The sequence below is a fragment of the Rhodospirillales bacterium genome, assembly GCA_016699855.1.
Taxonomy (GTDB): Bacteria; Pseudomonadota; Alphaproteobacteria; order Reyranellales; family Reyranellaceae.
Genome location: CP064988.1, coordinates 5143224 through 5163053 on the forward strand (window position 1 = coordinate 5143224; position 19830 = coordinate 5163053).

The window sequence follows — 19830 nt, forward strand, 5'->3', positions numbered from 1 at the left end:
GGGCTAGCGCGGATCCGGCGCCGCGCTCACGTGCGCCGGATGGCGAAGCTGGCGAGGTACTCCTCCGGCTTCGCGGCGTCGAACGCCTTGCCCATGACCACGATGGTCTTCGACGACGGATCGGGCGGCGTCAGGCCGGCCTCCTTCATGAGGCGGGCGGCGTCGGTCGCGAGGTAGACCTCGCGCGCCACCTTCGCGTAGTCGACGTCTCCTTTGATCTGCCCCCAGCGTTTCATCTGCGTCATGATCCAGATGGCGAACTGCTCCCACGGGAAGGGATCGAAATCGATGCGCGCCGGATCGGTCTTCACGCCGCCCAGTCCGTCCGCGTAGGTGCCCGTCAGGATCTGCTCCAGCACCGTGACGGGCTGGTTGAGGTAGTTCTGCGGCGCGATCGCCTCGGCGATCCGCTTGCGGTTCTCGGCCTTGCTCGCGAACGCCGTCGCCTCGACGATGGCGCGCAGCAGCGCGCTGTAGGTGTTCGGCGTCTCGGTGATGAACGCCTTGCTGGCGGCGAAGGCGCAGCAGGGATGTCCGTTCCACAGCTCCTTCGACAGAACGTGGATGAAGCCGACGCCGTCGAACACGGCGCGCTGGTTGAACGGATCGGGACCGAGATAACCGTCGATGTTGTCGGCCCGCAGGTTGGCGACCATCTCCGGCGGCGGCACGGACCGGATCTGGATGTCCTTGTCGGGGTCCAGCCCGTGCTCGGCCACGTAGTAGCGGAGCAGGTAGTTGTGCATCGAGTAGTCGAACGGCACCGCGAAGCGGAAGCCCTTCCACTGCTTCGGGTCGCGCTTGTCCTTGTGCTTGACCGACAGGGTGATCGCCTGGCCGTTGATGTTCTCGACCGCCGGCATGGCGTAGGGCTGCGCCGCCGAGCCGGCGCCGAGCGTGATCGCCAGCGGCATCGGCGAGAGCATGTGGGCGGCGTCGTATTCCTTGTTCAGGGTCTTGTCGCGGATCACCGCCCAGCCGGCGGTCTTCACGACCTCGACGTTCAGGCCCTGCTTCTCGTAGAAGCCCATGGGGTGCGCCATGATGATGGGCGTGGCGCAGGTGATCGGGATGAAGCCGACCTTGAGGTCCTTCTTCTCGGGCTTGCCGGCGCCCTGCGCGAAGGCCTCGCGCGCGGCGGCGAGCGGGAACAGCGACGCCACCGCCGCCATCGCGGTCGACGCGCCCACCGTCCTCAGGAACCCGCGGCGACCGGAGTCGTCGGGGAACAGCGCGCGCATGACGGCGGCGTCGACCACGCGGCCGACCCGGTCGTCGACCCCGGCCGGCGCGGCCGACCGCGCCGCGTCGTGCTCGGCTTCAGACGCGTGGTGGCCGCAGGAGCAGCCGCCTTTGCGAAGGCCGCGCGCGCCGTCGAACGGATCGTCGAATGTCGACATGAGGACTCTCCCAACGGTGTGGCGGGTTCGGCCACTCGTTTCCGTCGGAAGCAGCAAGGCCCGTGCCACGCCTTTCCATCGGCGCCGGCGCCAGGCCGTCGCCGTTTGACCGCGTATTGGGCAGTCTGGCCGCGGCTCGTGCCCAAAAGGACGCCATCGCGCCCCCCGTGGACAGCCGGACAGCCATGGTTCGCTGCGATCGCCCCGTGAGCGGGCGGAATGGCGCCTTGGCGGGCGCCGGCGGTCAGCGGCCGCCGGTGAAGGCCTGGATGCCGGTGATCGCGCGGCCGAGGATCAGCGCGTGCACGTCGTGGGTGCCCTCGTAGGTGTTGACGGCCTCGAGGTTCATCACGTGGCGGATGACGTGGTACTCGTCCGACACGCCGTTGCCGCCGTGCATGTCGCGGGCGACGCGGGCGATGTCCAGCGCCTTGCCGCAGTTGTTGCGCTTGATCAGGGAGATCATCTCCGGCTGGGCGCGGCCCTCGTCCTTGAGGCGGCCGACGCGCAGGCAGGCCTGGAGACCCAGCGCGATCTCGGTCTGCATGTCGGCGAGCTTCTTCTGGATGAGCTGGTTGGCGGCCAGCGGGCGGCCGAACTGCTTGCGGTCGACGGTGTAGTCACGGGCGCGCTTCCAGCACGCCTCGGCGGCGCCCATGGCGCCCCAGGCGATGCCGTAGCGGGCGTTGTTGAGGCAGCCGAACGGGCCGCCGAGACCGGACACGTTGGGCAGCAGGTTCTCGTCCGGCACGAACACGTCGCTCAGCATGATGCCGCCGGTCACCGACGCGCGCAGGCTGAATTTGCCCTCGATCTTGGGCGTGTCGAGGCCCTTCATGCCGCGCTCGAGGATGAAGCCGCGGATCACGCCGTCGTCGTTCTTGGCCCACACCACCAGCACGTCGGCGATCGGACTGTTGGTGATCCACATCTTCGAGCCGTTGAGGATCCAGCCGCCGGCGGCCTTGGCGGCGCGCGTCTTCATGCCGCCGGGATCCGAACCGTGGTCGGGCTCGGTCAGGCCGAAGCATCCCACCCACTCGCCCGAGGCGAGCTTGGGCAGGTACTTCATCCGCTGCTCCTCGGTGCCGTAGGCGTAGATCGGATGCATCACCAGCGAGGACTGCACGCTCATGGCCGAGCGGTAGCCGCTGTCGACCGCCTCGACCTCGCGGGCGATCAGGCCGTAGGTCGTGTAGTTGGTGGCGGCGCAGCCGTACTTCTCCGGCAGGGTGCTGCCCAGAAGCCCCAGCGCGCCCATCTCGTTCATGATCTCGCGGTGGAACTTCTCGTGGCGGTTGGCCTCGACCACGCGCGTCAGCAGTTTCTCCTGGCAATAGTCGCGGGCCACGTCGCGGATCGCGCGCTCCTCCTCGGTGAGCTGGTCGTCGATCAGGAACGGATCCTGCCAGTCGAACGGCGCGGCGCCCTCCTTGATCCCCTTGGCGTTGGCTGACTTGACGGCGGCGGCGATGGCGGACGACATGGGAGGGCTCCGGGGCTGTGCGGACGCGCTGCGACGAGGCGGCGCTTGCCGGCCTTTCGACGGATGGGCTTATATCCGCCCTGAACCGGGCCGCCAAGGACCGGACGGACAGGAAGGGGCCGGACCCCGCTGACGCGACGGCGCGCCGGCGGGACGAGGGGTGGATGGAATATTTCGTCCAGCAGCTGATCAACGCGGTGACCCTGGGGTCGATCTACGGGTTGATCGCCATCGGCTACACCATGGTCTACGGCATCGTCGGCATGATCAATTTCGCCCATGGCGATATTTTCATGATCGGCGGCTTCATCGCGCTGTGGGATTCATCATCTGCGCCACCCTGGGGATCGGCTGGGCGCCGCTGGCCATCCTGCTGGTGCTGGTGGTGGCGATGGTGTTCACGGCCGTCTACGGCTGGGCGGTCGAGCGCATGGCCTACCGTCCGTTGCGCGGTTCGTTCCGTCTGGCGCCGCTGATCTCGGCGATCGGCGTGTCGATCGCGCTGCAGAACTTCGTTCAGCTCACGCAGGGCGCCCGGCCGAAGCCGCACCAGGCGCTCGTCAGCGGCGCCATTCCGCTGATGGAGCACGACGGCTTCACCGTCCAGGTCAGCTATCTGCAGATCATGATCGTCGTCACGACCGTGGCGTTGATGATCGGCTTCACCTTCCTGATCGAGCGCACCTCGCTGGGCCGCCAGCAGCGCGCCTGCGAGCAGGACCAGAAAATGGCCTCGCTGCTGGGGGTCGACGTCGACCGCACGATCTCGCTGACCTTCGTGATGGGCGCCGCCCTTGCCGCCGTCGCCGGCATGATGTTCATGATGTACTACGGCGTCATCGACTTCTTCGTCGGCTTCCTCGCCGGCATCAAGGCGTTCACCGCCGCGGTGCTCGGCGGCATCGGCTCGCTGCCCGGCGCCATGCTGGGCGGGTTGCTGATCGGCCTGATCGAGGTCTTCTGGGCCGGCTACTTCTCCAGCGAGTACAAGGACGTCGCCGCGTTCGCGGTGCTGATCCTGGTGCTGATCTTCCGGCCGACCGGACTGCTCGGCCGGCCCGAGATCGAGAAGGTCTGACGATGGCCGCTCCGACCGCGCGGTCCGCCATCCCGCCGGCCGCCGCCGCCGGCGGCCTCGCCGCCGCCTTGATCGACGCCGCGGTGACCGCCGGCGTGGCGTTGGCGCTGGGCTTCTTCGTGGTGGGGTTCCGCACCGTCGATTTCGGATCGGGCAAGGGCCTCCAGTTCGACTACCGCCTGGTCGACGTGCTTGTCGGCACGGCGATCGTGTTCATCGGCCGGCTCGGCTTGACGCTGACGGCGACCTTGCCGGCGGCGACCATCGGGATCGGCGTCGCGGCGCTGGCGCTGTCGTGGCTGGCGCCGTTCCCGTCGGGCTTCCTGAAGCTGGTCTGCGGCGCCGCCGGCGCGACCCTGGCGTTGCGCGGCGCCTTCGCGGTGTTGCGCGCCAACCGGCAGGGCGGGCTGGCCGTCGACGATCTGTCGGCGAAGGCCGGCGATCTGGCGCGCGTGGCGTTCCCCTGGCTGGGCGCCGCGCTGCTGGCCTGCGCCGTCGCGCTGCCGTTCATGCCGTTCGCCGACCAGAAGGTGATGGACCTCGGCATCCTGATCCTGACCTACGTGATGCTGGGCTGGGGGCTGAACATCGTCGTCGGCCTCGCCGGCTTGCTCGATCTCGGCTACGTCGCGTTCTACGCCGTCGGCGCCTACGCCTACGCGTTGCTGGCGACGCAGCACGGGCTGAGTTTCTGGCTGTGCCTGCCCGTCGCGGGGATCATGGCGGCGATGTTCGGCGTGCTGCTGGGCTTCCCGGTGCTGCGCCTGCGCGGCGACTATCTGGCGATCGTCACGCTCGGCTTCGGCGAGATCGTGCGCATCGTCCTGCTGAACTGGACGGATTTCACGCAGGGGCCGGCGGGCATCGGCGGCATTCCCGGCGCCACCCTGCTGGGGCACGTCTTCGCCGAGTCGGCGCCCGAGGGCGAGAAGGCCTTCCACGAATGGATGGGGATTCCGTTCCACGCCAACCACCGCCTGATCTTCCTCTATTTCGTCATCCTGGCGCTGGCGCTGGTGACCAACTGGGTGACGCTGCGGCTGCGCCGCCTGCCGGTCGGCCGCGCATGGGAGGCCTTGCGCGAGGACGAGATCGCCTGCCAGGCGCTGGGCATCAATCCGACCAACACCAAGCTCACGGCCTTCGCCATCGGCGCGATGTTCGCGGGCTTCGCCGGCACGTTCTTCGCGGCCAAGCAGCGCTTCATCAGCCCGGAGAGCTTCGTCTTCATCGAGTCCGCGATCATCCTCGCCATCGTCGTGCTCGGCGGCATGGGCAGCCAGATGGGCGTCGTGCTCGCGTCGATCCTGCTGATCGGCCTGCCGGAATGGTTCCGCGACCTCGGGCAGTACCGCATGCTGGCGTTCGGGCTGGCCATGGTCCTGATCATGGTGTTCAAGCCGCGCGGCCTGATCGAGCACCGCGATCCGACCGTGAGGTTGAAAGCGACCGGCGGCGGAGGCGGGCGGCGATGACCGCGCCACTGCTCGACGTCGAGCATCTCACGATGCGCTTCGGCGGCCTCGTGGCGATCGATGACGTGTCGTTCCGCGCCGCGCCGCGCGAGATCACCGCCATCATCGGTCCCAACGGCGCCGGCAAGACGACGGTGTTCAACTGCCTCACCGGCTTCTACCGCCCGACCAGCGGCCGCATCGCGCTGCGCCACGGCGGCGGCGAGTTCCTGCTGGAGCGGATGGCCGGGTTCCAGATCGCGGCCCGCGCCCGCGTCGCGCGCACGTTCCAGAACATCCGCCTCTTCCCGGCCATGAGCGCGCTCGAGAACCTGATGGTGGCGCAGCACAACCGGCTGATGCGGGCGTCCGGCTACACGCTGCTCGGCGTGCTCGGAATTGGCGGCTATCCGGCGGCGGAGCGCGCCGCGGTCGCCAAGGCCGCGGCCTGGCTGGAGCGCATCGGCCTCACCGACGCGGCCGACCGGCCGGCCGGCGAACTGCCCTATGGCAGCCAGCGCCGGCTGGAGATCGCCAGGGCGATGTGCACCGATCCGGCGCTGCTGTGCCTCGACGAGCCGGCGGCGGGTCTCAATCCGCGCGAATCGGAGGAGCTCAACGTCCTGCTGCGCTCGATCCGCGACATGGACGGCGTGGGCGTGCTTCTGATCGAGCACGACATGACGGTGGTGATGGCGATCTCGGACCGCGTCGTGGTGCTCGACTACGGCCGCAAGATCGCCGACGGCGCGCCGGCCGCCGTGCGCGCCGACCCGGCGGTGATCCGCGCCTATCTCGGCGAGGATGAAGACGCACCGTCGGTCGCCCATGGCTGACGCGATGCTCCGAGCGGAGGGCGTCGAGACCCACTACGGCGCCATCCAGGCGCTGCGTGGCGTCGACGTCGAGGTGCGCAAGGGCGAGATCGTGGCGTTGATCGGCGCCAACGGCGCCGGCAAGTCGACCCTGCTGATGACCATCTTCGGCGCGCCGCGCGCCAGCGCCGGGCGGATCCTGTTCGAGGAGCGCGACATAACGCGCGTGCCGACCCACGAGATCGCCCGCGCCGGCATCGCCCAGGTGCCGGAGGGCCGGCGCATCTTCGCGCGCATGACCGTCTACGAGAACCTCCAGATGGGGGCGGTGTTCGCCGATCCCGCCGGATTCGACCGCGACATCGAGCGCGTCTTCGCGCTGTTCCCGCGCCTCAAGGAGCGCCGCGACCAGCGCGGCGGCACCTTGTCGGGCGGCGAGCAGCAGATGCTGGCGATCGCCCGCGCGTTGATGGGCCATCCGCGCCTGCTGCTGCTCGACGAGCCGTCGCTCGGGCTGGCGCCGTTGATCGTTCGGCAGATCTTCGAGACGATCCGCGCCATCAACCGCGACGAGGGCGTCACCGTGTTCCTGGTGGAGCAGAACGCCCACCAGGCGCTGCGGCTGGCCGACCGCGGCTACGTGCTGGTCAACGGCCGCGTGACGCTGTCGGGCGCCGGCGCCGAGCTCCTCGCCAACGAGGAGATCCGCGCCGCCTATCTGGGCGGCCACTAGGGAGGACGGGATGCACGAATACCTCCCCTGGCTCGGCAACACCGTCGCGGCGTTCCTGACGACGCTCGGCGGTCTGGCCGCGCCGGCCGCGTGGATGGCCGGGCGCGGCGTGGCCTCGACCTGGCGGTCCCCATGGCAGGCGGTGGTCTACGCCGGCCTCCTGGCCGCGGCGCACCGCTTCGCCGACTACGCGCTGGCCGGCGGGGACCTCGTCGCGCCGGCGGCCTTCGCGGTCGCGTGGGCGGTCCTGGCGGCCGTGGCGCTGGCGTCGTGGCGACGGACGCGGGCGGCGATGATGGTCGCGCAATACCCTTGGCTCTACGTCCGCGCCGGACCGTTCGATTGGCGAGACAAGGCGGCCGGCTGAATCGCGCCCGCGCGCGTGTCACGGCGCTTGGCGAGCGGCGCGGACCGGCGCTAAGGTCCGCCATCCGCCCCCTCGGGCGCCGGATCGCGGAGCCCCCGACGGGGGCCGTGTCGAACCAAGGAGAGACTCCATGAAGAGATACGTCTGGACGCTGGGAACGGCGACGGCGATGGCCTTGGCGCTCGGCGCCGGCCCGGCGCTGTCGCAGATCAAGATCGCGGCCGCCGGCCCGATGACGGGCTCCAACGCCTCGTTCGGCGAGCAGCTCAAGCGCGGCGCCGAGATGGCGGTGGCGGAGATCAACGCCGCCGGCGGGGTCAACGGCCAGAAGCTCGAGCTGTCGATCGGCGACGACGCCTGCGATCCAAAGCAGGCGACCGCCGTGGCCAACAAGCTCGTGTCCGACAAGGTCGTGTTCGTGGCCGGCCATTTCTGCTCCGGCTCCTCGATCCCGGCGTCGAAGATCTACAAGGAGGGCAAGGTCCTCCAGATCACGCCGGCCTCGACCAATCCGAAGCTGACCGAGGAGGCCTTCACCGAGAAGAACCCGCTGGTGTTCCGCACCTGCGGCCGCGACGACGTCCAGGGCAAGACCGTCGGCGCGTACATCATCAAGAACATGAAGACGAAGAAGATCGCGATCCTGCACGACAAGTCGCCCTACGGTAAGGGCGTCGCCGACGAGACCAAGAAGGCGATGAACGCCGGCGGCGTGAAGGAGGCGATGTACGAGGCCTACACCGACTCCGACAAGGACTTCACCGCGCTCATCAGCAAGATGAAGCAGGCGAAGATCGACGTGATCATCCTCGGCGGCTACCACACCGCCGGCGGCCTGATCATCAAGCAGTCGAAGGAGCAGGGCCTGGCGGCGCAGCTGATCGGCTTCGACTCGCTGGTCACCGACGAGTTCGGCCAGATCGCCGGCGCCGCGTCCGACGGCGTGCTGATGACCTTCCCGCCCGACCCGACCCTCGACCCGAAGAACAAGGCGCTGGTCGAGAAGTTCAAGGCCGACAAGTACAATCCCGAGGGCTACACGCTGTTCAGCTACGCCGCCGTGAAGGTGTGGGCGGCGGCGGCCAACGGCGCCAAGACCACGGACGCGACCAAGGTCGCCGCGGCGATGCGCGCCGGCAGCTACGACACCCCGGTCGGCCGCCTGGCGTTCGACGCCAAGGGCGACATCAAGAACCCGGAGTACGTGTTCTTCGAGTGGAAGGGCGGCAAGTACGCCCAGAAGAAGTAACGTCCGCGCCAGCGACGACGGCCCGGTGGCCCCCAGCCGCCGGGCCGTTTTCGCGTCCGCTACGCGGCGGTGGATCAGTCGGCGCCGCCGCCGGCCGCCATCGTCCGGAACCGCCGCGGCGGGACGCCGTAGCGGTCGCGGAACGCGCGGCTGAAATGCGACCAGCTGCTGAAGCCCCACGAGAACGCGATCCCGGTGATCGAGCGCCCGGCCTGCGCCGGATCGGCGAAATCGCGGCGGGCGCGCTCCAGCCGCAGCCGCCACAGCGCCGCGTCGAGTGTCTCGCGCTCGGTCTCGAACAGCTTGTGCAGGTAGCGCTTCGAGTAGCCGATCCCCGCCGCGATCGTGTCCAACCGAAGTGTCGGATCGCCGAGATTGTCGCGGATGAACGCCAGCACGCGGCGGCGCGCGCGGTCGCGCAGCGAGGCGTCGGTCGCCACCCCCTCGCGCTCGAGCGCGGCGCACCAGATCGGCGAGGATTTCCCCGAGGTCGTCGTCCAGCGCGGCGTCGGAATCGAGCGCGGCCTGGGCGGAGCGCAGCAGGTCGAAGGCGCCGCGGCCGGCATGGTCGGCGCGGGTGAAGCGGCGCGCCGTGACGCCGGCGACGTCCAGGCCGGTCCGCGTCAGATACTCGCGCGGCAGGAAGATCGCGGCCTGGCGGATCGGCGCGGCGTTGAACACGGAGTAGGGCCGGGTGGCGTCGTACACGCTCCATTCGCCGGGCGAGAGGATGACCCGCCTTCCGTCCTGCTCGAAGCAGGCGCCGCCCTCGAGCTGGGCCGTGACCCTGACGTAGCCGCGGTGGTCGCGCCGGATCAACGGCGGCGTCTTCATGGCCGACGGGGGAATGCACGTCCGACAACAGTGCGCGACAACGGAGGAGTCCCATGCCCGAGACCGCGACCCGCGAATTCTGGCGCGATCCCAAACCGGTGCCAAAGGTGTTCCAGACGGACGCCCTGGCCGAGGTCTACCTCATCAACGCTCCCACCGACGACGAGCGCTAGTACGCGCCGTTCAGGGAGACGGTCGCGTCGCGGCCAGTCTGGATCTCGCCCTCGCAGAACAAGTGGTGCGACATCCTGATGGCCAAGGCGGCCGGGCTGGTGAACCGGCACTACCACCCGCACGAGGTCTTCGCCTACACGCTGTCCGGCAAGTGGGGTTACCTGGAGCATACTTGGACGGCGACGTCCGGCGACTTCGTCTACGAGACGCCGGGCGAGAGCCACACCCTCGTCGCCCACGACCGTCCCGACCCGATGCTGGTGTTCGTCACCGTCACCGGGCCGCTGGTCTGGGCTGGACGATAAAGGTGAACCGGACGGCTATTTCGATGGGCACCAGTACATCGCCCTGTGCCGCACCCACTTCGACAAGGTCGGGATCGGCGCGGCGTATGTCTACAAGCTGTTCCGGTAGCGACGGCGCGGCGTCTTGCCGCTTCCAGTCACGCTTCAAGAAAGGCGCAAGTATTCATCTAGAACAAATAGTTAACCGGCGAATCTGCAAGCCGTTGCCAGAGATTGTGGAGTGTTGGCGGGGGATGGCGAGATATGGTATCCCTCCGGCTCTCGCCAACAGATTTTGGGTCCGGGGGCCGATGTCGGCGCAAACCGTAGCGATGGCGTCCGATCACGCCGGTTTCGATCTCAAGGAGGTCCTCAAGGAGGATCTCCGGGCGGCCGGCCATGCCGTCCTCGACCTTGGCACCCACTCGACCGCCTCGGTCGACTACCCGGATTTCGGTCGCGCGCTGGCCGCGGCGATCCGCGACGGCCAGGCTGGACGCGGCGTCCTGGTCTGCGGCACCGGCATTGGCGTCTCGATCGCCGCGAACCGCGAGCCGGCCGTCCGGGCCGCCGTGGTGCACGACGTCACCACGGCGCGGCTGTCGCGCCAGCACAACGACGCCAACGTGATCGCTCTGGGCGCCCGGATCGTGGGGACGGAGGTCGCCAAGGACTGCCTGCGGGCGTTCCTCGAGACGCCGTTCGAGGGTGGCCGCCACGCCGGGCGCGTCGCCAAGCTCGCCGCCCGCTGAGAACCGAACTCCGCCGCCCCAACCGGAGCCAACGATCATGAACGCCACCGCCCCAGCCGCCGCCAAGACCGCCGCCATCGTCCCGCCGGGCTTCTTCAGCGCCGGCGTCGGCGAGACCGATCCGGCGATCAAGCACGTCCTCGACGCCGAGCTGGCCCGCCAGAAGGACTGGATCGAGCTGATCGCTTCCGAGAACATCGTCTCGCAGGCCGTGCTCGACGCGCAGGGCTCGGTGCTGACCAACAAGTATGCCGAAGGCTATCCCGGCCGGCGCTATTACGGCGGCTGCGAGGAGGTCGACGAGGCCGAGACTCTCGCCATCGAGCGGGCCTGCAAGCTGTTCGACTGCGCCTTCGCCAACGTCCAGCCGCATTCCGGCGCCCAGGCCAACCAGGCCGTGTTCTTCGCGCTGATGAAGCCCGGCGACACCTTCCTCGGCATGTCATTGAACGAGGGCGGCCATCTCACCCACGGCTCGCCGGCCAACCAGTCCGGCAAGTGGTTCAACGTCGTGTCCTACGGCGTGCGGCCGGGCGACCAGCTGATCGACTACGACGCGATGGAGCGGACGGCGCGCGAGAGGCGCCCGAAGGTGATCGTCGCCGGCGCCTCCGCCTATTCGCGGCAGATCGACTTCGCGCGCTTCCGCAAGGTGGCCGACGAGATCGGCGCGTTCTTCATGGTCGACATGGCGCACTACGCCGGTCTGGTCGCGGCCGGCGTCTATCCCAGCCCGCTGCCGCACGCGCACGTCGTGACGACGACGACGCACAAGACCCTGCGCGGGCCGCGCGGCGGGATGATCCTCTCCAACGACGCCGAGCTGGGCAAGAAGATCAACTCCGCGGTGTTCCCCGGCCTGCAGGGCGGGCCGCTGATGCACGTCATCGCCGCCAAGGCCGTCGCGTTCGGAGAGGCGCTGCGGCCGGAGTTCGCGGTCTACGCCCGCCAGGTGGTCGAGAACGCCAAGGTGCTGGCGGCGACCCTGGTCGAGCGCGGCCTCGCGATCGTCTCCGGCGGCACCGACAGCCATCTCATGCTGGTCGATCTGCGGCCGAAGAGGACGACCGGCGCGGCGGCCGAGAAGGCGCTGGACCGCGCCGGCCTCACCGCCAACAAGAACGGCATCCCGAACGATCCGGAGAAGCCGGCGGTGACCTCGGGCATCCGCCTCGGCACGCCGGCGGGCACCACCCGGGGCTTCGGCCCGGCCGAGTTCCGACAGGTCGGCAATCTGATGGCCGACGTGCTCGACGGCCTGTCGACCAACAGCCCGGACGGCAACCGTCTGGTCGAGGAGAAGGTGCGGGCTCAGGCGCTGGAGTTGTGCCGCCGGTTTCCGATCTATCGATAGGGACGCCAAGCGGCCGCCGCGACAAGGCCGCGCGCGACAGGGGGAAAATAGATGCGCTGTCCATTCTGCGGCAACGACGACACCCAGGTGAAGGACTCGCGTCCCACCGACGACAACTCCGCGATCCGTCGGCGCCGGTACTGCCCGGCCTGCGGCTCGCGCTTCACGACGTTCGAGCGCGTGCAGCTGCGCGAGCTCACCGTGCTGAAGAAGAACGGCCAGCGCGTCGCCTTCGACCGCGACAAGCTGGCGCGTTCCATCCAGACGGCGTGCCGCAAGCGGCCGGTCGATCCCGAGCGCATCGAGCGGGTGGTCAACGGCATCGTGCGCCGGCTCGAGAGCTCGGGCGAGAGCGAGATCAACTCGACCCAGGTCGGCGAGCTGGTGATGGACGCGCTGCGCGCGCTCGATCCAGTGGCCTACGTGCGCTTCGCCTCGGTCTACAAGAATTTCCGCGAGGCCAAGGATTTCGAGGATTTCGTCAGCGACCTCGGCGACGTCGTGAAGGAGTGACGCGCGGCGTCGCGCTTCCTTGGCGGATTCTGTCGCTGTCACCCCGGGCGAAGCGAGGGATCCACGCGCGGCGCATGGATCCCTCGCGTCGCAGGGGATGACAGGCGGCGTCCGGGCCGCGGCGGCGCGGATGTGTCGAACGGCGGAGTAGAGCGTTCCCGATGACGGTGCGACGATCCGACGTCGATTTCATGGCCGGGGCCCTGGCGCTGGCGCGCCGCGGGCTTGGCGACACCTGGCCCAATCCCACGGTCGGTTGCGTGCTGGCCCGCGACGGCATGCCGTTCGCGCGCGGGCGCACCGCCACGGGCGGGCGTCCGCACGCCGAGGCGGCGGCGATCGCCGCCGCCCGGAGCGCCGGCCTCGGCGACGCGGTGCGCGGCGCCACGGCCTACGTCACGCTCGAGCCCTGCGCCCACCACGGCCGCACGCCACCCTGCGCCGAGGCGCTGGTCACGGCCGGGATCGCGCGTTGCGTCGTCGCGACCGGCGATCCCGACCCGCGTGTCGCCGGCCGCGGCGTGGCGATCCTCCGGGCCGCCGGCATCGAGGTGCTTGAGGGTGTCGGGCGCGCCGACGCCGACGCGGTCAACGCCGGGTTCTTCATGCGCGTGCGCGACGGCCGGCCGCTGGTGACGCTCAAGCTGGCGACGTCGCTGGACGGGCGGATCGCCACCGCCACCGGGGAGTCGCAGTGGATCACCGGCGGCCCGGCGCGGGCGCACGGCCATCTGCTGCGCGCGACGCACGACGCGATCATGGTCGGCATCGGCACCGCGCTGGCCGACGATCCCGAGCTGACGTGCCGTCTGCCCGGTCTGGCGGCGCGCTCGCCTGTGCGGATCGTCGTCGACACGTCGGCGCGGCTGCCGCCGACATCGAAGCTGGCCACGTCGGCGCGGACGGTTCCTGTGTGGCTGGTGTGCGGCGACGACGCGCCGGGCGATCGCACCGCCGCGCTGGACGCGCTCGGCGTGAAAGTGCACCGCGCCCCAAGGGGCGGTGACGGTCGGGTCGACCCGCGGCCCTGGCGGCGACCCTGGGGACCGCTGGTCTGACACGGGTGCTGGTCGAGGGGGGCGGCCTCCTCGCCGGCGCCTTGCTGGCGGCCGACGTGGTCGACCGGATCGTGGCGTTCCGGGCGGGAATGGTCGTCGGCGGCGACGGGTTCGCCGCCGTGGCGGCGCACGGTGTCGCGCGCCTTGTCGACGCGCGGCGCTTCGCGCGCCTATCGCTCGGCGAAATCGGCGACGACACGCTGGAAACCTGGACCCGACACTCCTAGGTTGGGGCATGTTCACAGGCATCATCACCGACGTCGGCGAGGTGACGGCCGTCGTGCCGGGCACCGCCACGGGCGACCGGCGCTTCACCATCGCCACGGCGTTCGACGTCGACTCGGTCGATCTCGGCGCCTCGATCTGCTGCGCCGGGTGCTGCCTGACGGTCACCTCCAAGGGCCGGGATGGCGGCCGCGGCTGGTTCACGGTCGATGTCTCGGGGGAATCCCTGTCGAAGACGACCCTGGGCGACTGGTCGGTAGGCCGCAGGATCAATCTCGAACGCTCGCTCAAGTTCGGCGACGAGCTGGGCGGCCACCTCGTCTACGGCCACGTCGACGGCGTCGGCCGCATCGTGTCGGCGACGCCCGAAGGCGGCAGCGTGCGCTACGTTTTCGAGGCGCCCGACGCCATCGCCGGCTACATCGCCTCGAAGGGATCCGTGGCGGTCGACGGCGTGTCGCTGACCGTGAACGAGGTCGACGGCGCCCGTTTCGGCGTCAACATCATCCCGCACACCCGGGCCGCCACGACGTTCGGCGCGGCCGGGGCGGGCGACCGGGTCAACCTTGAGGCCGACATGCTCGCGCGCTACGTTGCGCGCCTGCTCGAAAGGACGCGCACATGAGCGTGCTGCAAAAGGAACCGTGGCGTCTGACCTTCCAGGACATGAAGGCGCCGGCGGAGGACATCATCGAGGAGGCGCGGCGCGGGCGCATGTTCATCCTGGTAGACGAAGAGGACCGCGAGAACGAGGGCGACCTCGTGATGGCGGCCGAGTTCGTCACCCCCGAGGCGATCAACTTCATGGCGCGCTACGGCCGCGGCCTGATCTGCCTCGCCATGACGCGCGAGCGCTGCGAGCAGCTCGGCCTGCCGCTGATGTCGCGCCAGAACGGCACCCGCCACGCCACCGCCTTCACCGTGTCGATCGAGGCGCGCGAGGGCGTCACCACCGGCATCTCCGCCGCCGACCGCGCCCGCACCGTGCAGGTGGCGATCGATCCGAGCTGCGCGGCGCACGACATCGTCACCCCCGGCCACGTGTTCCCGCTCATGGCCCGCGAGGGCGGCGTGCTCGAGCGCACCGGCCACACCGAGGCGAGCGGTCGACCTCGCGCGTCTGGCGGGCCTCAGCCCGGCCGGCGTGATCTGCGAGATCATGAACGACGACGGCACGATGGCGCGCCGCGACGACCTGATCAAATTCGCCCAGCTGCACGGGCTGAAGATCGGCACCATCGCCGACCTGATCGCCTACCGCCGCAAGTACGACAGCATCGTCAAGCGCATCAGCGAGACGACGCTCGACAGCCGCCACGGCGGCGAGTTCCGCGTCATCGCCTACGTCAACAAGGCGACGATGGCGCAGCACGTCGCGCTCGTGAAGGGCGACATCACCACCGGCGGGCCGGTGCTGGCGCGGGTGCACGCCATGAACCTGTTCTCCGACGCGCTCGGCGAGAAGCGCATCGGCCGCGGCGGCGAGATCGAGAACGCGATGGAGCTGATCGCGGCCGAGGGCAGGGGCGTGCTGGTCCTGATCCGCGAGCCGTTGAGCTTCCAGCTCGCGATGAACCGGCGCAGCGCCGGCGAGGCGGTCGAACCGCCGAGCGGCGAGCTGCGCGACTACGGGATCGGCGCCCAGATCCTGCTCGATCTCGGGGTCAAGCAGATGATGCTGCTGACCAACAGCAAGAAGAACCTCGTGGGCATCGACGGCTTCGGTCTCGAGATCGTCGGCCAGCGCCCGGTGCCGACCAAGGGCGGGGGACGCTGACGATGGCCGAGGCGCAGCGCGGCGCGCGACCGCTGGTCACGCCGCTGCCGGCGGGCGCGAGGGTGTTGATCGTCGAGGCGCGCTTCTACGAGGCGTTGGCCGACGAGATGGCGGCCGGAGCCGCCGCCGAGCTGGCGCGCAACGGCGCCGCCGTCGAGCGGATCGCCGTGCCCGGCGCGTTCGAGATCCCGGGCGCCATCGCCATGGCCGCCGATTGCGGCCGCTACCACGGCTACATCGCGCTGGGCTGCGTCATCCGCGGCGACACCAGCCACTACGACTACGTCTGCGGCGAGAGCGCCCGCGGCTTGATGGATCTCGCGGTCCAGCGCCGGCTGGCGATCGGCTACGGCATCCTGACGGTCGAGAACGAGGCGCAGGCCTGGGTCCGGGCGCGCCGGAGCGAAGGCGACAAGGGCGCCGACGCCGCGCACGCCGCCCTGCGCATGATGTCGCTGCGGATCACCCACGGGAGCGCATCGTGACGACATCAGCGCCGGCCGGAAAGCCGGCGCCGGGGCGCCTGCGGCGCAGCCTCGCCCGTCTCTCGGCCGTGCAGGCGGTGTACCAGCTGCTGGCCGGCGACGACGCCGGCGCGGATATCGTCGAGCAGTTCCTGAATTTCCGCGCCGCCGACTCCGGCGACGCCGGCATGTCGCCGGACGCCGAGCGGCCGTTCTTCAAGGCGTTGGTCCAGGGTGTCGACGCCGACCGCGCCGCGCTGGTGGCGCTGGTCGAGGAGGGGCAGGCCGAGAGCTGGCCGTGGAAGCGGCTCGACCGGCTGATCCAGGCCATCATCCTGACCGGCGCGTGGGAGCTGAAGGGGCGCGTCGACGTGCCGGCGCGCGTGGTCATCACCGAGTACATGCACATCACCTCGGCGTTCTACCAGGGCCGCGAGTCGGGCTTCGTCAACGCGTCGCTGGACCGGCTGGCGCGGCGCCTGCGGCCCGACGAGTTCACCGCGACGGACGCGCCCGTGGCGCCCGCCGAGCCGGCGCCGGACGGCGTCTGAGGCGATGCCGGCTCGCCGTTCCGGCGAATTCGAGCTCATCGACCGGTTCCTCAGACCGCTCGCGGCGGGATTCGCGGGCGCGGCCGGCCTTGGCGACGACACCGCCCGGATCGACGTGCCGGCCGGCGAGAGCCTCGTCGTCACGACCGACGCCCTCGTGGCCGGCGTGCACTTCCTCGACCGCCACGATCCGGGTCTGATCGCGCGCAAGGCGCTGCGCGTGAACCTCTCCGATCTCGCGGCGGCCGGCGCCCGGCCGCTGGCGTACCAGCTCGCGCTCGCCCTTCCGGACTCGGTCGACGACGACTGGATCGCGGCGTTCTGCGCCGGGTTGGCGCTCGACCAGGCGGAATTCGCCATCCACCTCAGCGGCGGTGACACCGTCTCGACCCCCGGACCGCTGACCATCTGCGTGACGGCGTTCGGCGCCGTGCCGTCGTCGCAGGCGCGCGGACGCGGCGGCGCGCAGCCGGGCGACAAGGTGTTCGTCACCGGGACGATCGGCGATGGCGCTTTGGGTCTGCTCGCCGAGACCGGGCGGTTGGCGGATATCGAGACCGCGCATCGCGCCTACCTCGCGGACCGCTATCTGCTACCGCGGCCGCGCGTGGCGATGGGCTTGGTGTTGCGCGGCCGCGTGACGGCGACGATGGACGTCTCGGACGGGCTCGTCGCCGATCTCGGCCACATCTGCGCGCGTTCAGGCGTCGCCGCGGTGGTCGACGCCGACCGCGTGCCGTTGTCGGCCGCCGCCGCCGCCGCGGTCGCGGCCGATCCATCGCGGTTGGCCGTGGCGCTGACCGGCGGCGACGACTACGAGCTGCTGTTCACCGCCCCGAGATCTGCCGCCGCCGCCATCCACGAGGCGGCGCGTGCGGCCGACGTGCCGGTGGCGGAGATCGGCGTGGTCGAGGCCGGAAGCGGTGTTCGGGCGCTTCGAAGCGGGGCGGAGATGCGGCTCGCCTCGGGCGGGTTCACGCACCGCTAGAGACGCCGCGACGGTCATCTGCCGCGAGCGGGTACAATCCAATTGTCCCGGTTTCGCGGCCGTCGCCGCCGCATGGCCGGCGCGCCGATACGGCGCTTGCGCCGCGGCGGCCGGGGTCTATGTTCGCGCGCGATGAGTGCTCCCAACGCCACGGGCGCGACTGCCGGGTCCGGCGCGCAGGTCGTCCGAAACATCTTCCTGCTGGCGGTCTGCCAGGCGCTCGCGCAGAGCGGCAACACCATCATGCTGTCGATCACCGCGCTGGCGGCGCTGTCGTTCGGCGCGCCGCGCGAATGGTCCAACCTGCCCATCTCCCTCCAGCACGTCGGCGTCATGTTGTCGGCGTTTCCCGCGGCGATGATCGCGCGGTCGATCGGCCGTCGCGCCGGTTTCCGGACGGGATCGATGGCGGGGATCGCCGGCGGGGCCATCTGCGCCGGGGGGTTGCACTTCGGCAGTTTCGCGATGCTGTGCGCTGGCGGCCTCGTGCTCGGCTACGCCATCGCCAACATGCAGATGTACCGGTTCGCCGCTGTCGAGCTGGCGCCGGTGGCGATGCGCGCCAAGTCGATCGCCTGGGTCACCGCGGGCGGCGTGGCGGCCGGCATCCTCGGCCCCGGCCTGGCGCGCACGACACCCGATCTGCTGGCGCCGCAGTTCCTCGCGACGTATTTCGCCGTCGTCTGCCTCCACGTGGTCGCGCTGTGGCTGCTGGGGCGCATCGAGTTTCCGCCGGTGGTCGAGTCGCAGGTCTCGGGCCCGCAACGGCCGCTGCGGGAGATCGCGCGCCAGCCCAGCTACATCGTCGCCGTGGTCGGCGGCATGATGGCGTTCGGCGTCATGTCGTTCATCATGAGCGCGTCGCCGCTCGCCATCGTCGCCTGCGGCCTGTCCTACAAGGAGGCCCCGGTCACGATCTTCGTGCACGTGATGGGGATGTTCGTGCCGGCGTTCTTCACCGGCAATTTGATCAACCGCTACGGTGTCATCAACATGATGATGGTCGGCGCGGCGCTGCTGCTGGCGGGGGTCGCGGTCGCGCTGTCCGGCCAGACGGAATGGCACTTCCGCATCGCGCTCGGACTCAACGGGGTCGGCTGGAACTTCATGTTCGTGGGCGCCACGACGCTGGTGACGACCAGCTACCGTCCGTCGGAGAAGGCCAAGGCGCAGGCGCTCAACGACTTCCTGATCTTCGGCACCACGGCGATCTCCAGCGTGCTGTCGAGCCAGCTGCTCGAGCTCTACGGCTGGGCCTCGCTCAACATCCTGTCGATCATCCTCGTCGGCGTCGTCGTGGCGGCGCTGATCTGGTTGAAGCTCAAGCCTGGCGCGGCGCCGGCCTGAGGCGCGCAACAGGGACAACCGCCGGCTCGCGGCGGCCGCCGCCGCGGCTATGCTGCGCCGTCGTTTCGATGGGGAGGAGGGCGCCATGCCCGTGAGCCAGCAAGACAAGGCCGAGGCCTTCCGCGCGCTGCACGCCGGGCCGCGCGCCTTCGTGATCGCCAACCCGTGGGACGCCGGCTCGGCGCGCGCGCTGGCGTCGCTCGGATTCAAGGCGCTGGCGACGTCCAGCGGCGCCAAGGCCGGCGTTCTCGGCAAGCGCGACGGCAAGGTGACGCGCGACGAGGCCTTGGCGCACTGCCGGCTGGTGGCCGGCGCCACGGATCTGCCGGTCGCAGGCGATCTGGAGAACTGCTACGGCCACGCCCCGGCCTTCGTCGCCGAGACGATCACGCTGGCGGCCGGCACCGGTCTGGTCGGCGGCTCCGTCGAGGACGCGACCGGCGAGAAGGACAAGCCGCTCTACGATCTCGGCCACGCCGCCGAGCGGGTCGCCGCGGCGGCGGAGGCGGCGCGCAAACTTCCGTTCGCGTTCACGCTGACGGCGCGCAGCGAGAACTTCCTGCGCGGCAACCCCGACCTCGACGACACGATCAAGCGTCTGCAGGCCTACGAGAAGGCCGGCGCCGACGTGCTGTTCGCGCCTGGATTGCCCGACCTCGCGGCCGTCCGCACGGTCTGCGCCGCGCTCGGCAAGCCGTTCAACTTCATGGTGGGCATCCGCGGCAAGTCGTTCACGGTGGCCGATCTCGAGGCCGCCGGCGTGCGCCGCATCAGCCTGGCGACGTCGCTCTACCGCGCCGCGATGACCGGCCTGGTCGACGCCGCGCGCGAGGTCGCCGAGCACGGCACGTTCACCTACCTGGACAGGTCGCTCGCGACGCCGGACGTCAACAAATTCATGGCCGACTGAGGCGCGCTGTCGCTCCG

17 protein-coding genes and 4 pseudogenes are annotated in these 19830 nt (G+C 70.3%); 18 read left to right on the plus strand and 3 right to left on the minus strand.

The window, feature by feature from the left end:
* Positions 1–26 precede the first annotated feature (26 nt).
* Both IPK81_24375 and IPK81_24380 read right to left on the minus strand, forming a co-directional pair.
* Positions 27–1400 (minus strand): ABC transporter substrate-binding protein, encoded by a 1374-nt coding sequence (locus IPK81_24375; protein ID QQS12563.1) that lies wholly within the window; start codon positions 1398–1400, stop codon positions 27–29.
* A gap of 244 nt (positions 1401–1644) precedes the next feature.
* The gene (locus IPK81_24380; protein ID QQS12564.1) at positions 1645–2886 is read right to left on the minus strand and encodes an acyl-CoA dehydrogenase; all 1242 of its coding nucleotides are present in this window, start codon (positions 2884–2886) and stop codon (positions 1645–1647) included.
* A 164-nt stretch (positions 2887–3050) separates the two neighbouring features.
* On the opposite strand from IPK81_24380, the pseudogene IPK81_24385 reads away from it, so the two are divergent.
* From IPK81_24385 to IPK81_24410, 6 genes and pseudogenes are all read left to right on the plus strand, one after another.
* A pseudogene (locus tag IPK81_24385) lies at positions 3051–3964 on the plus strand (branched-chain amino acid ABC transporter permease LivH).
* A 2-nt stretch (positions 3965–3966) separates the two neighbouring features.
* The gene (gene livM, locus IPK81_24390; protein ID QQS12565.1) at positions 3967–5439 is read left to right on the plus strand and encodes a high-affinity branched-chain amino acid ABC transporter permease LivM; all 1473 of its coding nucleotides are present in this window, start codon (positions 3967–3969) and stop codon (positions 5437–5439) included.
* A complete protein-coding gene (locus tag IPK81_24395; GenBank protein QQS12566.1) occupies positions 5436–6254 on the plus strand; it encodes an ABC transporter ATP-binding protein in 819 nt (272 codons plus the stop codon). Before livM ends, IPK81_24395 begins: the two co-directional genes overlap by 4 nt.
* Before the next feature lie 4 nt (positions 6255–6258).
* Positions 6259–6966 carry an ABC transporter ATP-binding protein gene (locus IPK81_24400; protein ID QQS12567.1) on the plus strand — a complete coding sequence of 236 codons (708 nt, stop codon included), beginning with the start codon at positions 6259–6261 and terminating at the stop codon, positions 6964–6966.
* Positions 6967–7021: 55 nt separating this feature from the next.
* Positions 7022–7333: a hypothetical protein gene (locus IPK81_24405; protein QQS15252.1), complete on the plus strand. Its 312-nt coding sequence runs from the start codon at positions 7022–7024 to the stop codon at positions 7331–7333.
* Positions 7334–7463: 130 nt separating this feature from the next.
* Positions 7464–8582 (plus strand): ABC transporter substrate-binding protein, encoded by a 1119-nt coding sequence (locus IPK81_24410; GenBank protein ID QQS12568.1) that lies wholly within the window; start codon positions 7464–7466, stop codon positions 8580–8582.
* 74 nt (positions 8583–8656) lie between these two features.
* Here IPK81_24410 and IPK81_24415 read toward each other — a convergent pair whose 3' ends face one another.
* Complete coding sequence (locus IPK81_24415; protein ID QQS12569.1) at positions 8657–9148, minus strand: helix-turn-helix domain-containing protein; 492 nt, start codon at positions 9146–9148, stop codon at positions 8657–8659.
* Positions 9149–9469: 321 nt separating this feature from the next.
* On the opposite strand from IPK81_24415, the pseudogene IPK81_24420 reads away from it, so the two are divergent.
* From IPK81_24420 to IPK81_24475, 12 genes and pseudogenes are all read left to right on the plus strand, one after another.
* Positions 9470–10004, plus strand: a pseudogene (locus IPK81_24420) (2,4'-dihydroxyacetophenone dioxygenase family protein).
* Between the two features lie 181 nt (positions 10005–10185).
* A complete protein-coding gene (gene rpiB / locus IPK81_24425; protein QQS12570.1) occupies positions 10186–10626 on the plus strand; it encodes a ribose 5-phosphate isomerase B in 441 nt (146 codons plus the stop codon).
* Between the two features lie 37 nt (positions 10627–10663).
* The gene (locus tag IPK81_24430; protein ID QQS12571.1) at positions 10664–11980 is read left to right on the plus strand and encodes a serine hydroxymethyltransferase; all 1317 of its coding nucleotides are present in this window, start codon (positions 10664–10666) and stop codon (positions 11978–11980) included.
* Positions 11981–12031: 51 nt separating this feature from the next.
* Positions 12032–12493 carry a transcriptional repressor NrdR gene (gene nrdR, locus IPK81_24435; protein QQS12572.1) on the plus strand — a complete coding sequence of 154 codons (462 nt, stop codon included), beginning with the start codon at positions 12032–12034 and terminating at the stop codon, positions 12491–12493.
* A gap of 191 nt (positions 12494–12684) precedes the next feature.
* A pseudogene (gene ribD, locus IPK81_24440) lies at positions 12685–13778 on the plus strand (bifunctional diaminohydroxyphosphoribosylaminopyrimidine deaminase/5-amino-6-(5-phosphoribosylamino)uracil reductase RibD).
* An 8-nt stretch (positions 13779–13786) separates the two neighbouring features.
* Positions 13787–14401, plus strand: coding sequence for a riboflavin synthase (locus IPK81_24445; GenBank protein QQS12573.1), 615 nt, complete (start codon positions 13787–13789; stop codon positions 14399–14401).
* Positions 14398–15553: pseudogene (gene ribB, locus IPK81_24450) on the plus strand (3,4-dihydroxy-2-butanone-4-phosphate synthase). The gene IPK81_24445 and the pseudogene ribB overlap by 4 nt, the downstream one beginning before the upstream one ends.
* A 2-nt stretch (positions 15554–15555) precedes the next feature.
* Positions 15556–16038, plus strand: coding sequence for a 6,7-dimethyl-8-ribityllumazine synthase (locus IPK81_24455; protein ID QQS12574.1), 483 nt, complete (start codon positions 15556–15558; stop codon positions 16036–16038).
* A complete protein-coding gene (gene nusB, locus IPK81_24460) occupies positions 16035–16568 on the plus strand; it encodes a transcription antitermination factor NusB (GenBank protein ID QQS12575.1) in 534 nt (177 codons plus the stop codon). Before IPK81_24455 ends, nusB begins: the two co-directional genes overlap by 4 nt.
* Positions 16569–16572: 4 nt before the next feature.
* On the plus strand, positions 16573–17556 hold the full coding sequence (gene thiL, locus IPK81_24465) for a thiamine-phosphate kinase (protein QQS12576.1): 984 nt from the start codon (positions 16573–16575) through the stop codon (positions 17554–17556).
* Between the two features lie 132 nt (positions 17557–17688).
* On the plus strand, positions 17689–18903 hold the full coding sequence (locus tag IPK81_24470; protein QQS12577.1) for an MFS transporter: 1215 nt from the start codon (positions 17689–17691) through the stop codon (positions 18901–18903).
* Positions 18904–18988: 85 nt separating this feature from the next.
* A complete protein-coding gene (locus IPK81_24475; GenBank protein ID QQS12578.1) occupies positions 18989–19813 on the plus strand; it encodes an isocitrate lyase/phosphoenolpyruvate mutase family protein in 825 nt (274 codons plus the stop codon).
* The last annotated feature ends 17 nt before the right edge of the window (positions 19814–19830 follow it).